Source organism: Psychrobacter glacincola (assembly GCF_904846075.1).
Classification (GTDB): Bacteria; Pseudomonadota; Gammaproteobacteria; order Pseudomonadales; family Moraxellaceae; genus Psychrobacter; species Psychrobacter glacincola_C.
Window position 1 is genome coordinate 399,164 of the sequence record NZ_CAJGZH010000001.1, and the last position, 14,587, is coordinate 413,750.

A 14,587-nucleotide genomic window follows, 5' to 3' on the forward strand; every position below is an offset into this window, starting at 1 on the left:
GCGCTTGTAGCTCAGTTGGATAGAGCACTTGGCTACGAACTAAGGGGTCGGGAGTTCGAATCTCTCCAAGCGCACCATTTGCATCATCACTTCTTTAACCCAGTTAAAGAAACCTTAAAATAATCGCCTGTCTTATGACAATTTGGCGATTTTTTTATGTCTGCAATTTCTGTGTGATAGTTTTATGAGCTGATGAGTCATACGACATGGTTATACCACATTGTTATATGACTTACGGCATCTTAGGATAATGTACGATAGGACAGTGAATTACGGTACAATAGAGCCACTATTCACTGCTTGCTATGAGCTTGTACCATGTCAAAGAGTTTACCTAAACGACCTACCAAATCTGCTGCTAAAACTAAAGCATCAGCACGCCATGCCTCTGAAAGTGAAGAGCTAGCGATTGCTAAACCTGGCACCCGTATGGCAGCCATTCTCTATGATGGCATGTTGATTTTAGCGTTGTTGTTTTTGGTCGGTACCCTGCTAACCGTGATTGGTACATTGCTGACCATGAATACCGGTACAGACTCTTCTCAAGCGCAGTCGCTGCCAACGTGGTATCAAAACGTGATTATGACGCCGTCTTTTATACTAACGCTAGTGGGATTCTATGGGATATTTTGGCGTCGCGGTGGGCAGACATTAGGTATGCAACGCTAAAATCAACATGCCATCATAGAGAATGGCTGCCATACGGGTGCCAGGTTTAGCAATCGCTAGCTCTTCACTTTCAGAGGATTGTAGCGGCCAGTATCATGCCACTTATATTTGGTATCATTGGTAGTGTCATCGATGGCTCGCGTGCTGTTCTGTTGACCAGTGCCTTTTTGGGCTTTGTCTTTAACTATGCTTTTTGCCTCTTTAACCCACGTGGTCTCGCAGTGCAAGATATGCTATCGAATACCATTACCTTAAAAATGCCAAAAACAGAGAATGAAGGACTATGGCGGGTGATTAGAAATCGCAAGCAAGGAAAATAAACCACATTATCTTCGCCATAGTCTGTTAATAGATTTTAAGGTCTGTTAATACACTCTAAGCGTTACAGGTTGACGGTTTGTATCAACCATAAAGTATAGCCGACAAAGAATAAGACCAAGGTTGACCCAGAAGTGCGACCGAATAGACGCTTACTCATAAAGGCAAACCCGCACAATACCAAGAGTAATAAGGTGACCAATCCCATCGCCACTATATCGCGTGATAAGATAATTGGACTGACTGTGATTGGCGCTATAAGCGCTGCGAGACCAACGACGCCTAAGGTGTTAAATATATTAGAGCCAATAATATTACCCAGTGCCATGTCGTGTTCGCCTTTACGGGCGGCAGATAGGCTCGATACCAGCTCAGGTAACGAGGTCCCCACAGCAACAATCGTCAATCCAATCACCAGTTCGCTCACGCCCCACAGCGTTGCCAATTCTACTGCACCCCAAACTATAGCCCGCGAGCTAATGACCAGTAAAAGCATGCCGATAACTAAGCTGATGAGTCCCCGTGTTAGGGTTTGCTCGATGTGTTCAGCATCAATGCTTTCTGCTATGGGTTCTCCTTCATGCTCATGGTTGCCTTCACGTAAGCTTAGTACAATCTGAATGCCTAAAGTCACGACCAGCAGTGCTATCAACACAATCGCATCTGCTTGGTCTAATTGCCCATCACGCAGCTGCCATGCGGCGACCATAGTAATCAATACCAATAGAGGTAAATCACGCTTGATGATGCCCTTACGAATGATAATAGGGCTAATCAATACGGTTGCACCCAATACCAGCGCAATATTGATGATGTTTGAGCCATAAGCGTTGCCTAATGCCAAATCAGGGCTGCCTTCTAGTGCCGCCAATACTGACACGACCATCTCAGGGGCGGATGTACCCACACCCAAAATCAACACACCGATTAAGAAACTGGGGACGTTGAATTTTTTTGCTAAGGCAGTGGCGCCATCAACAAAAAGGTCTGCACTCCAAACAAGAATAGCTAGTCCGATCAATACTGCAATAACTGCCAACCACATCAGTTTGTTTCCTTATTAGTGTTAATACCAAACCTAAAAATACGCTTAGCCGTGTCAAACTCATTTAGCCTAAAAACATAGCGCTTACATTTATTTTTCTGACGACTTCATCTTTTAAGAGTGGTATAAAATGTGAATTTGCCATATAAAAATGGCATAAAAAAAAGCTGAATCAGAATGGAGATTCAGCTCTCATATTAGCATAGCGGTTTTGGTTGGATAATAAGAATAACTTCAACAGCTTAGTCGATTGTTTATCCTTGCTTTATCCAAAAATCTTCGGTGTTCTGGTGCTTTAAGCCACTTGTACTGGAATGATGTTTGCCGTGTCTTTTACGGTATTGTCTTCGTTGCAATACACCAGTTTTGGCTGGTAGGTTGCCGCTTCTACTTCATCAAAATGAGCATAGGCACAGATGATAACGATATCGCCTAAATCTGCCATGTGAGCCGCCGCACCATTTAGCGAGATGATACCAGAACCCGCTTCAGCGCGGATAGCGTAGGTGCGAAAGCGCTTGCCATTGGTCACATTGTAGATATCGATAGACTCATTTTCGCGCAGACCAGCAAGATCCAATAAATCACCATCGATACCGCATGAGCCTTCGTAATGAAGTTCGGCATGGGTGACGCGAGCACGGTGTAATTTGCATTTAAGCATATTAAGTAGCATAGGTTGCTTCCTTAGCGTAACTGAGATTAATGATTAAAATCAAAAGGTTAATGGGGGATAACTTGCTAAAATAAAAGGCTGTTATAGTTAAAGCATGATTTTATTCTGGCAGTTTGAAGCCATTAATTTGTGAACGTGCTTTTTCAATATCGCCATTTAGTAGTAATGGCAGCGCTTCAAATGCTGCTGTCAGTGCGCTATCAATGGCAATCTGTTCATCGGGCGCAGCTTTTGAGAGCACATGACCACTAACTTTAGACTTATGACCAGGATGACCAATACCAATACGCAAACGATGGAAGTCGTTGCCGATATGAGGGGTGATATCACGCAGACCATTATGACCGCCATGACCGCCATTCGTCTTAAGTTTGATACTGCCAGCTGGAATATCGAGCTCATCATGAGCAATCAGTAACTCATCATTTTCAATGCCATAAAATTTCACCATCGGCACCACTGACTGACCAGACTTATTCATAAAGGTGAGCGGCATCAATAGACGTACGTCATGCCCATGAATCTGCCCACGTCCTGTGATTCCATGAAACTTTTTATCATGAGAGAGGGTAATGTTGAACTGCTGAGCCAAGTGATGGACAAACCAAAACCCTGCATTATGACGTGTAAACATATACTGCTGACCAGGATTACCAAGACCGACAATAAGCTTTATGGCCATAAAAACACCCTGCTTAAATTGAATAAATGGGGCATAAGGTTTGCGATTATGCTATTTATTCATAGCATATCTGTTATTTTTCAAACCTTACTTACAAAAACAGCAGGAGATATTTATCACCTGCTGTTTTTTGACTAAACAAACCTTGTATTACATAGCAGACGCTAGATTGCGTGCTCTATGTAACCGTGGTTTATTATTCGCCGTCTTTGTCTTCAGTACCTTGCTCAGTAGCAGGTACGTCAGCAGCATCAACTTCTTCAGCGTCTGCGTCAACTTCTTCAACCGTTGGTGGCTGCATGTTAACGATAGTACGGTCGTGAGCATCTTCCATGTCAAGATCAAAGATGATAACGCCTTCAGGTAGTTTGATGTCTGATAGACGGAATAGATCACCGATTTCCATGCCTGACACGTCAATTTCTAGGTATTCAGGTAATTGTGATGGTAGGCAAACGATTTCGATATCAGATACTAGCGTTGATAGAACACCACCAGCTTTAGTACCAGGTGCTTCTTCACGACCAGCAAAATGCACAGGAACGTTCATGTTGATTTTCTGACCTTTCACAACGCGCTGGAAATCAGCATGCATTGGGAAGCCTTTAGCTGGATGGCGTTGCAAGTCTTTGATAACCGCTTGATGCTCTACGCCATCAACATTGATTGTCAAAATGTGTGAGAAGAACGCTTCGAATTCAAGTGACTTTACTAGCTCGTTGATCTTGATAGAGATAGACGTTGGCTCTTCGTTACCACCATAGATGATAGCAGGAACTAGATTCTGCTTACGTAGGCGGCGGCTCGCACCTTTACCTTGTTGCTCAGCAGAACGATCAACAGCGTTTAGTTCAAAATGATTAATGCTCATGGATATAATCCTATAAAAAGAATGATGAAGTGTCTGGTCATAAAAAAGTGGATTTGCGACCAATCCACTAATACGTGATGATAGCTAACATTTATGATTGCTAATAAAATTCACAATTGCTAAATGTAGCCATTTGCTCATCATAACGATTTTTTGGATAGTCATTATCATGACAATCGTTACTTTTGGGCATGATCAGCACTTTTGAGAATGCCAACCTAATTAAATCGAACAAATGGTTGGCACAGGCGCGCATTATACGTGATTTTGTAGTAATAATAAAGACCTACGCAAAATGACTGTGCAGCACCAATAGCCAAAAAAAGCGTCAAGTAAAGATACTTGACGCTTTTTTTTAAACTTAAGCAGTGTTTTATAACGAGCATTGCCAACAGAAAGTAGAGCAAGTGCTCATTAAAAATCTAAGCGTCAAACATGGCGCTGATAGATTCTTCGTTATTGATACGGCGTAAGCTTTCAGCAAGCATTGGTGCGATACTCACTTGGCGGATTTTGCTACAGGCTTTTGCCGCTTCAGACAATGGAATCGTATCGGTAACAACGACTTCGTCTAGCGCAGATTCACTGATATTTTGTAGTGCGTTGCCTGATAGGACAGGGTGCGTAATATAAGCCAATACGCGACGTGCACCGTTTGCTTTCAATGCTTCAGCTGCTTTACATAGCGTACCTGCGGTATCAACCATGTCATCAACGATGACGCAATCACGGTCACGAACATCGCCGATGATGTGCATGACTTGCGACTCATTGGCACGGGCACGGCGTTTATCGATAATCGCCATGTCAGTATCGCCCAACTGTTTAGCCATAGCACGCGCACGCACCACGCCGCCGACGTCAGGAGAGACAACCATGATGTTATCGTAATCTTGTTTTTGTAGGTCGTTAAGCAATACAGGCGTGCCGTAGATATTGTCTACAGGAATGTCAAAGAAGCCTTGAATCTGATCTGAGTGCAAATCAACCGTCATCACGCGATCGATACTCACGATGTTTAGCATGTCAGCGACGACTTTAGCAGAGATAGGCACACGAGCAGAACGTGGACGACGGTCTTGACGGGCATAACCGAAGTAGGGCATGACTGCTGTAATGCGACCCGCACTAGAGCGACGCAGCGCATCGGCCATCATCATGATTTCCATCAAATTGTCATTGGTTGGTGCACAAGTTGGCTGCATGATAAACACGTCTTTACCGCGCACGTGTTCTTTGATTTCTACGGCGATTTCGCCATCAGAAAAACGCGTGATGTCAGCTTTACCAAGAGGTATATGGAGATGATCGGCTACGGTTTTTGCTAATTCAGGGTGGGCATTACCCGTAAAAATCGCCAAATAAGGCATGACAGAAGTCCTATTGATTGACTCAAGCAGCGACCGCTAAGCAGTGTCAAACTGCTCAAATTCAGAAAAGAGTGGTGAAAAGTTTTGATGACTACTATTACAGTAAAAAATGGCAGGGGTAGCTGGACTCGAACCAACGGATGTCAGGATCAAAACCTGATGCCTTACCAACTTGGCTATACCCCTGTAATGTCTAGGCTGTGTACGTCGATATCTAAAAGCAACTTTTAATAAAAGTCATTGTTAGAATAGCGTCACGACCTGTTCGCTATATTATAAACGGATAAACCATTTAAAACATAACTGTTCCCTAGCGGTGTCCATTGCGAACTATACCGAAACTGGGATAACGTTGTCAATGTCAATAAGATAAGCGGCTATTTATAAACCACCTATGATCACTGCATATCAAACGCTTCGTACTAAAAAATGGCAGGGGTAGCTGGACTCGAACCAACGGATGTCAGGATCAAAACCTGATGCCTTACCAACTTGGCTATACCCCTATTGAGGCGACCTATTATAATTAAATTTTCAGATTTTGCAAGTCATTTGCGCCTTTTTATGGCTTTTATTGAAAAATAGGTTAAAAACAAAACGAATATTGGGTCAATAAAACGCTTCAAGCTGTATTTATAATCATTTTATCTTCGCACTACAGCTCAAATCTAATTCATAGATGACGAACTAAATAGGCAGAACAAGGCGCCTCTTCAATCCACTTTGCTAAAAGTGCTTTGTCAGTAGCCACGCTTGCATCCAAAGGTAAAAACACTGCGCTACCAGAGCCTGTCATTCGTGCTGTGCCGAGTGCTTGCGCCTCTAACCCTTGTAAGTAACGTAATGCTTCGCTGACGGCAGGAGCAAGACTGGTCACCACTGGCGTAAAGACATTTTGATAGGGCGTGTTTAAATGTTGTACATAGTCGGCTTGTTTATTTTTAATTGTCTCAACCGATAGCACAGCGATATCACGTTGTAATTTAGGATGCGCGAACAGCTGGGCAGTATTAACGTGAGCATTGGGCGTCAATACTAAATACTGCTGGTCGGGCAACTTGATTGCGGTTAATTGCTCTCCAATACCCATCGCAATCGCATCTTGCCCAAAGATAAAAATCGGCACATCTGCGCCAATAGTGGCAGCAATTTTTATAAGCGTATCTTGATCAAAATTAAGCTGCCAAATTTCATTAAGTGTCATCAATGTCGTTGCGGCATTGGATGAGCCGCCACCCAAGCCTGCACCCATCGGCAAATGCTTATCTAAAGCGATATGCACCTGTGCTAACTGCTCAGGTAGAGTATTTGACTGTATGACAGCCGCTAGCAATACACGCGCTGCTTTAAAAATTAAGTTGTCTTCTATATCGGCAGTTATAGTCTCTGCACCAGCCAATATTATAAGTTGGTGACAGAGCTCATTAGCATCTAGTTCACTATCTACTGTAAAAATTACGGCTTCATCTATGACTGAAAAATGCAAATAATCTCCCCAGTCGAGCAGGCGAAACACGGTTTGCAAATTATGATAACCATCAGCACGCTTACCTGTGATATGCAAAAACAGATTAATCTTTGCCGGTGATAAGCGGGTGATGGTGGAAGTAGGCGTAGCGGCTAGGTTTTTAATCATAGTTCTTAATGATTGTTCTCAGTGATAGTTTTTAATTATAACTTTTCGCCATAATGATCAGCCATAGACAGCTATTTTAATAAATATTGACGATCTGATAGTTATAGTCAAGTTCATACAAATCCGCTACATCGTCAGCTTCGCTAACCATACCTATGTATAGCTTGCACTAGGCTTCCTTGTATCGGAATCATTTGAATTCAACTATATTTATTCATCATTCAATGACGTCTTAATGATTGATCGTCATTACTACCTTATTGCCTTGTGGCAGCACAGCACTGATTTTATTTGGTAACTTGTCGGACCCTTTATAGGTGAAGCTTGCGGTCCATTCACCATTGACTGAGCTGATTAAACGATTTTGATCATCGAGCTGTGGTGCGCTATCGGAAGGCGCTGGGCGACCAGATATCCAATAGGGCATTTGTGAAATAGGCGCTTGCCACCCTGTGGCCTTTTTGAGCAAAGTCTCAGGATCATCAGCAGTTAAGGTACCTGTTTTTTCGCTGACTAAAGTGGCGGTTTGACCATTATACTCGATGTTGGTTTTACCAATGCCGAGCGCGCCGATCAGCTCAATGGCAAAGCGATCATTCTGCTGCCCCCATGCATAGAACGCACTACCACCTTGAGTGCCTGTGGTGTCATTGGCGGGCATCGTCACACCAATTTTGCCAGTGATATTAAAGTTCTCAAGCTTTTGCGGTGGCTCAGCGTTTTGACCTTGTAAAGTCGTGCTGGGTTGGTTAGTAGCGTTGGCTGTTTTTAGTGATTGACAACCAGACGTGATGACGAGCGCGGTTGTCACGGCAGCGAATAGCGCCAATTTATTAGGCTTATTAGCATGGACCAATACTGACATGATGTTTCCTCAAAAATAGACAAATTTACGAAATCAGTGTTTCGAAAATAGATTAGCTTAATGGTTATATGTTACTCAGTTATGCGTGGCTGTTAGCATCTTATGAGTGCCTTGTAATCATAGCACGCAACGATTTATCCACTATAAAACGGCGGGTCAGTAAAGTTGTATACGGTCATTGATATTGTGTTGCCCAAATGAGAAGCGCTGCTGCAAGTCTGCGAGTAATGCCTCAACTTTGTCATTGTTGCCTAAACCTTGATAAGCGCGTAGTAGTAAGCTGCCAGAGCGCAAGGTAGGAAACACATCGTAAGGGGTTTGCAGGTAGTCGATGACTTGTTGGTAGTTCTCATTGGCCAATGCATTGCCAGCCAGCACATTCAGCGCTTGCAGGTGCAGCTCATTGTCATAACGTGGATCATCATAGCGAATCTGAATGATGGCGGTGGCCAATGCCAATCCTTGTTCAGAGCTGCGTTCATTAGCTAGTAATAGCTGCGCATAACTGAGCTGGTAGGAGAGGTTGGTTGGGTCAAGTGCTTGCAGATGATTGAGCAAGGTGCGCTTAACGATATAGTCGTCTTTGTCGTCAAGGAGCTGGGCGCGTGCAAACAAGAGCATCTCATTATCAGGATACTTGCGAGCAGCTTTGGTTAGTAGGCGCAGGGCTTCTTCGGACTCATTTTGCTGCCATAAAATATCGGCTTGTAGCACAAAGGTATCTGGCGCAAAGACGTTAAAGTCTTTACGCAGCTTTTCTAAAGTAGCAATCGCCGCATCTACATCGCCGTTAAGCAATTCAAAAGCCACTACTTTTCTACGAGCCTCTAATACCAAGTCTTCTAGCATGACACCATTGAGATAGTATTTGGCTTGGTCAAAGTGCTGCTGACGCTCGGCACTGATGCCAAGGTAATAATAAGCTTGATCAAGGTAAGCGGGGTTTTTTGCGAGCATATTGAGTAGCTCATCGGCACTGTTATATTCTTCGATGTCTAAGCTCACCAACGCAGCCAACAAAGTAATCTCGGCATCATCAGCAAAGCGACCATGGGCATCCAGCAATAATTGCCACGCTTCTTGGCTTTGCTTTAAGTCAAGCAAGTAGCGAATCTCGTACAGATAGAGACTTTTACTATCGGGATTACGCAGGCGTGCTTGGCTCACATAATTGACGACGGTTTCAGACGTGACGATTTTGCGCAGTATGTCTGCCTTTAGTGTAATAAAAGGTACATAGTCAGGCTGACGTTCTAGCGCCCGATTGATATGGACAATGGCAATCTCAGGCTCGTTAAATTGGTAAAGCAACCCTGCTTTCAATACCGACAATGAGGCATTCTGCTCGCTATCTAGTGGTTGCAAAGCGGCAAGTAATTCACGTTTGTCTTCATCATTGTTTGGATAGATACCGATAAGGATTTCGCTTAAGTCCGCTCGAGGGTCATAAAGCAGAATACGATTTAAGGTTTCGCCAGCTAACAGATAATCGTGAGCTCGCAGAGCCAAATGCGCCACATAAAACCAAGCAGGCACGTGATCCGGATTTTGGTCTTGCCATGACTTGGCAAATTGTAACGATTTCTCCACCCTTTCAGTGCGTAAAGAAAGGCTGAGTGCTCTTTCAAACACGGCAGTTGCATCTTCTTTAAACGCTTGCTGCTTATAGATAGTAATCGCTCGTTGTCTATCACCCCGATCTGCTGCGAATTCTGCATCAAGCAGCGCATACAGGCTAGGCTCTTTGAGCTCAGGTTGCCATAAGGTAGTTGGCGCTAACCCATTAATATTGGCGACATTTTCTATTGGTTCTGCGTTGGTAGGAGTAGTTGCTGGTAGCGTTGAGCGGCTATTATCAATGCCGTCGCTACTGACTGCCTTGTCGTTCTTATCAGCAATGGATAGTTTGGGTACATGGGCTTCGAGCGAGATATCAGGATGACTGGCATGAACGGAAGATGATCCTAAGCATAGGCAAAAGGCCAACGACAAGGTTAGCTTATAACGCTGGCACAGACGTTCGATAACCGCATGCAATAGAGCACGCAGATTAGATTGGTCGTCATGCGCAAGTTGTGATCGAAATAATGACCCAAAAAAAATCATAGATAACCGTATTCGCCCATTGTTCATCTATATCGATAAGACAATTTTATTTTAATCATTTCAAACTAACTATTGGTAACGAGTACCCATGCCTGACATTATAAAAGCAGACTGATGGGATAAACAATAGTGCCCGTGTTACTCCGTTATTAATAGCAGCCGCTCTACCAAATCTTTGCTAACAAAGTAGGATTGGCTGATAACCTGTATCAACGGGGTCTTTCATTGGTTGTAAATCTTAGCTTAAATATTGTGAAAATATAACAAGTTAACGTCAAGTAAGCGAATGATTTCTATCCATTTCTATAAGCGCTCGCTAAAACATAGATATTGGTTTTAACAATCGTATCGGTAGTTGATTTGTTACTCATGTGCCCAGATACAAGCAAATAGCTATCATCGATAGCTGAGTGTTAATTAAAGCTGGCAATAATGATATAATAGGCGGCTTTTAGAGTCTTCCTTTCAGCGCTGTCGCCTACAACTGTCTTTTAAAAATAATGAGATAGCGTGGGCTGGCAGGTGAGCGTCATGTTTATGGTCTATCAATAATGAGATTAGTGGTCATTGGGGTCAATCACAAAACTGCACCAGTCGCTCTGAGAGAGCGCTTGGCGCTTGTGGGTGACGATGTGAATATCGCTCTCAAACAATTAGAGGCCTTTACTGATGGCAGTGTGATTGTTTCTACTTGCAATCGTACGGAAATCTATGCGCTTGTGCCGCAGCTAGCAGAGCCGCAAGATGTTCCCTCTATGTCTGCTAATGGCGCGGTCGGTGCTCAGACATCTTCGGCGGCTATTAGTGCTCATATCTTAAAAATTAAAGCGTGGCTTGCTGACTTTAAGCAGTTGTCACTGTCTGAGATTGATCCTTATCTTTATGTGCACCGTGACACTCACGCGCTGACCCATTGGCTTAGAGTTGCCGCAGGGCTTGACTCTATGATATTGGGTGAGCCGCAGATACTCGGTCAAATCAAGCGCTCAGTACAGCTCGCGCAAGAACAAAAAGCGCTGAGTAATCAGCTTGGCTGGATTATCGATCAAGTATTTGCTGCTGCCAAACGCGTCCGTAACGAGACCCAAGTAGGTGCTCAAGCAGTATCGCTTAGCTATGCGGCTGCCAAATTGGTGACGCAAATATTTGATGATTTGCCCAGTCGCACATTGCTGGTGGTCGCGGCAGGTGAGATGAACCGTTTGGTTGCCACCCACATTGCTGGGCTTGGTGTAGGTCGCGTGATTATTTGCAACCGCAACCCTGAGCGCGCTGAAGCGCTGGCAGTGGAGCTGCGCCGCGCAGGTCACTTGGTAGAAGTCAGACCTTTGCAAGAGTTACCACAAGTTTTAGCAGAAGCCGATATCGTTAGTAGCTGTAGCGGTAGTATGGACGTGTTGATTGATAAAACCATGACTTTGCGGGCGCTGAAACATCGTCGTTATCAGCCCATGTTGATGATTGACTTAGCCGTGCCGCGCGATATTGACTCGACCATTAGTCGTATTGATGATGTTTATCTCTACTCTGTCGATGATTTACAACACGTGATCGCTGGCAATATCGAACAGCGTAGGCAAGCGGCAGTCGATGCTGAACTGCTCGTTAGCCAATTAGTCGTTGAGATGGATCGCAGCTTTCAAGTGCGCCAAGTTGGTAAAGACATTCAGCAGTATCGCACGCATACGCAGGACCAAGTAGATAAACTCCTGCATGAATCCATTGCCAAGCTACAACAGGATAATGCCAGTCCTGAAGATATTATCATTGAGCTGTCACGCCGCCTGACACAGACGCTAACCCACGCACCATCGAAGCTCATGCGCAAGGCTGCCCGTGAAGGGGATAGTGAACTGCTAGACTTTGTGGTGTCTGGGCTGCAAGAGGCTCATCGCGGACGTCGATAGTCATTATTGACTGATCAAAAAAACGTAAGTGGCGCAAACCTTATTATTGCGCAAACATATCGTTGTCAACCTGCATTATCAGTGCTAATATCAAGCTGTTATGAGTATATTAAGCGATGATAATCTTTTGTTATACGCGAGCGGTTATTTTCTAAAAACCTTAGTGTATATGTTCTCGCTTGATGCCTATTCATCTCATCAGTTGTTAGTGACCATTATTAGCCTACCACCGCGTAGCCCCTATAGTGGCGCACCTGTTCTGTACGACTTTGTCTAAAATCAATAAAAACACGGCGTGCAAAACACAATCACCAACGGCAATAGCGCTAGGATAAAGTGCTATATCGTCAACCCTGCGTCATGCTCTCGACTATTACCCCACATTAATATTCAGTTAATACTACCCATAGTAGTATCTAGCTGCTATGCAATCTAACGACTATGCTATTGGTCAGCAATGCTATTTGACAGCCATATTATTTAACAAAAACGTTATTTGACAACAATGTTATCTAATAGAAGTATTATTTGGCTAAGTTGGCGAACAGTAGGTGTCTAGATTGGTTAGCGTTATTAAGGCAGGTTGGTTTAAGAGAGTATCTGGATTTTGCTATAGCCAATGCTTGAGAAAATTAAACTATCTAACTATAAACTAGGAGCTTCCTATGACTGCATTACGTCAAGATATTGATCCAAACGGCTTATTAGAATACTCAGTGGTCTATACTGACCGCGCCTTAAACCACATGTCAAAAGTCTTTCAACAAGTGATGAATGACTTATCTAGCGACCTAAAATCTGTATATAACGCCGAAGCAGTGGTCATTGTACCCGGTGCTGGTACTTATGGAATGGAAGCCGTTGCGCGCCAATTGGCCAATGATGAAGATTGCCTCATTATTCGTAACGGTTGGTTTAGCTATCGCTGGACGCAAATTTTAGAAAAAGGCAAAATCGCCAAGTCGTCTACGGTATTGACGGCACATCGTGAAGAGGGTGAGTCACCAAAACCATTTGCCCCCGTTGATATCGATGAAGCCGTTGCTAAAATTAAAGCAGAGAAACCAGCAGTGGTCTTTGCGCCGCACGTCGAAACCTCATCGGGTATTATTTTATCATCAGACTATATCAAAGCGCTAAGCGCGGCTGTACATAGCGTTGGCGGTTTATTGGTCATTGATTGTATCGCTTCAGGTTGTGTGTGGTTGGACATGAAAGACTTGGGTATTGATGTTCTCATCAGCGCCCCGCAAAAAGGGTGGAGCAGCACTCCGTGTGCAGGCTTAGTCATGCTAAGCGCTGCGGCAATCGAAAAAGTAGACAATACAGAATCAGATAGCTTTAGCTTAGACTTAAAGCAGTGGTTAAATGTCATGCGTGCCTATGAAAATGGCGGTCACGCTTATCATGCCACCATGCCAACCGATAGCTTACGTCAATTCCGCGATACTATTTTAGAGTCAAAAGAGATTGGCTTTGATAAATTGCGTGATGCGCAGTGGCAATTGGGCAACCGTATTCGTGAAGTATTAGCCGCTAAAGGCATTGAAAGCGTTGCGGCAAAAGGTTTTGAAGCGCCAGGCGTTGTGGTTGCTTATACCGATCGCGATGATATGCATAAAGGCAGTGCGTTTGCCGAAACAGGCATGCAAATCGCTGCTGGTGTGCCGCTAAAAGTTGGTGAGCCGGATAACTTTAAAACGTTCCGCTTAGGTTTATTTGGTCTAGATAAATTGACTGATGTAGACGGAGCGGTACAGCGTTTTGAAACTGCACTTGATGAAGTATTGGCGAAATAATATCTTTATCTCGTAAGATGTTTTTTAAGTAAAAAGAATACTGAACCCTCGTAACGAGGGTTCAGTATTTTTTTACCTATTTATTATATTTTATAATATAATGTATTTATATAAAACGAAATTCAAAACTGTTTTGATAAAAATTGGCTTAGGTAAATATTATGAGTATACAAATAGATTGGCAGGCCTTTACGCCAATTTCCTTGGTAGGCGGTCTGATGCTAGGCGTTGCAACGGTCATCTTGCTATTGGGCATTGGTCGTATTGCGGGTATTAGTGGTATTTTCTCAAGTCTCTTAAAACCCAAGCGCGTCGAGATGTGGCAGGTGTTATTCATACTTGGTCTTGTTATCTCTCCATTACTTTATGGTCTGGTAAAACCGTTGCCCGACATAGAGATTAGTAGCTCTTTGCCACTGCTCATTGGGGCAGGATTACTGGTTGGTTTTGGCACGCGTTTGGGTTCAGGTTGTACCAGTGGACATGGTATCTGCGGTAATGCGCGACTGTCGCCACGTTCGATGGCGGCGACGGTGACCTTTATGTTGTTTGGTATTGTGACGGTTTATATTGGTCGTCATGTCTTGGGTGTGATTTAAAAATCACATAGACAGTACGTTGCGAAGATAGCGATGACTATTGT

Annotated in this window: 13 protein-coding genes and 3 tRNA genes; 6 read left to right on the forward strand and 10 right to left on the reverse strand. The window is 43.7% G+C overall.

All coding sequences use genetic code 11. From position 1 onward, the window contains the following. The 3 genes from JMW85_RS01760 (at window position 1) to JMW85_RS14115 (ending at window position 989) form a co-directional block, all read left to right on the forward strand. Window positions 1–77, forward strand: a tRNA-Arg gene (locus JMW85_RS01760). Between the two features lie 241 nt (window positions 78–318). After that, entirely contained in the window at window positions 319–669 is a 351-nt protein-coding gene (locus JMW85_RS14110; protein ID WP_227681636.1) for an RDD family protein, read from the forward strand. 95 nt (window positions 670–764) lie between these two features. Next, complete coding sequence (locus JMW85_RS14115; protein ID WP_227681637.1) at window positions 765–989, forward strand: hypothetical protein; 225 nt, start codon at window positions 765–767, stop codon at window positions 987–989. Window positions 990–1,051: 62 nt separating this feature from the next. Here JMW85_RS14115 and JMW85_RS01770 read toward each other — a convergent pair whose 3' ends face one another. The 10 genes from JMW85_RS01770 to JMW85_RS01815 form a co-directional block, all read right to left on the reverse strand. Further along, window positions 1,052–2,032 (reverse strand): calcium/sodium antiporter, encoded by a 981-nt coding sequence (locus JMW85_RS01770; protein ID WP_201580770.1) that lies wholly within the window; start codon window positions 2,030–2,032, stop codon window positions 1,052–1,054. Between the two features lie 295 nt (window positions 2,033–2,327). Further along, window positions 2,328–2,708 carry an aspartate 1-decarboxylase gene (gene panD, locus JMW85_RS01775; protein WP_045443274.1) on the reverse strand — a complete coding sequence of 127 codons (381 nt, stop codon included), beginning with the start codon at window positions 2,706–2,708 and terminating at the stop codon, window positions 2,328–2,330. A gap of 100 nt (window positions 2,709–2,808) precedes the next feature. Continuing rightward, complete coding sequence (gene pth / locus JMW85_RS01780) at window positions 2,809–3,390, reverse strand: aminoacyl-tRNA hydrolase (protein ID WP_045443276.1); 582 nt, start codon at window positions 3,388–3,390, stop codon at window positions 2,809–2,811. A 196-nt stretch (window positions 3,391–3,586) separates the two neighbouring features. Next, window positions 3,587–4,261, reverse strand: a complete 675-nt coding sequence (locus JMW85_RS01785; RefSeq protein WP_045443278.1) for a 50S ribosomal protein L25/general stress protein Ctc — start codon at window positions 4,259–4,261, stop codon at window positions 3,587–3,589. 422 nt (window positions 4,262–4,683) lie between these two features. Next, window positions 4,684–5,631 (reverse strand): ribose-phosphate pyrophosphokinase, encoded by a 948-nt coding sequence (locus JMW85_RS01790; RefSeq protein ID WP_045452669.1) that lies wholly within the window; start codon window positions 5,629–5,631, stop codon window positions 4,684–4,686. 110 nt (window positions 5,632–5,741) lie between these two features. Then, window positions 5,742–5,817, reverse strand: a tRNA-Gln gene (locus tag JMW85_RS01795). A 244-nt stretch (window positions 5,818–6,061) separates the two neighbouring features. Further along, a tRNA-Gln gene (locus JMW85_RS01800) sits at window positions 6,062–6,137 on the reverse strand. 167 nt (window positions 6,138–6,304) lie between these two features. Beyond that, the gene (gene ispE / locus JMW85_RS01805) at window positions 6,305–7,267 is read right to left on the reverse strand and encodes a 4-(cytidine 5'-diphospho)-2-C-methyl-D-erythritol kinase (RefSeq protein ID WP_201580771.1); all 963 of its coding nucleotides are present in this window, start codon (window positions 7,265–7,267) and stop codon (window positions 6,305–6,307) included. A gap of 232 nt (window positions 7,268–7,499) precedes the next feature. Beyond that, on the reverse strand, window positions 7,500–8,132 hold the full coding sequence (gene lolB / locus JMW85_RS01810) for a lipoprotein insertase outer membrane protein LolB (RefSeq protein WP_087814722.1): 633 nt from the start codon (window positions 8,130–8,132) through the stop codon (window positions 7,500–7,502). 156 nt (window positions 8,133–8,288) lie between these two features. Further along, entirely contained in the window at window positions 8,289–10,238 is a 1,950-nt protein-coding gene (locus JMW85_RS01815; RefSeq protein ID WP_201580772.1) for a tetratricopeptide repeat protein, read from the reverse strand. A gap of 551 nt (window positions 10,239–10,789) precedes the next feature. Between JMW85_RS01815 and hemA the strand changes: the two genes are divergently transcribed. The 3 genes from hemA to JMW85_RS01830 all read left to right on the forward strand — a co-directional run bounded on the left by hemA (window position 10,790) and on the right by JMW85_RS01830 (window position 14,543). Next, complete coding sequence (hemA, locus tag JMW85_RS01820; RefSeq protein WP_201580773.1) at window positions 10,790–12,145, forward strand: glutamyl-tRNA reductase; 1,356 nt, start codon at window positions 10,790–10,792, stop codon at window positions 12,143–12,145. 665 nt (window positions 12,146–12,810) lie between these two features. Next, window positions 12,811–13,944, forward strand: a complete 1,134-nt coding sequence (locus JMW85_RS01825) for an aminotransferase class V-fold PLP-dependent enzyme (RefSeq protein WP_060490277.1) — start codon at window positions 12,811–12,813, stop codon at window positions 13,942–13,944. A 161-nt stretch (window positions 13,945–14,105) separates the two neighbouring features. Beyond that, window positions 14,106–14,543 (forward strand): YeeE/YedE family protein, encoded by a 438-nt coding sequence (locus JMW85_RS01830; protein WP_201580774.1) that lies wholly within the window; start codon window positions 14,106–14,108, stop codon window positions 14,541–14,543. Window positions 14,544–14,587 lie beyond the last annotated feature (44 nt).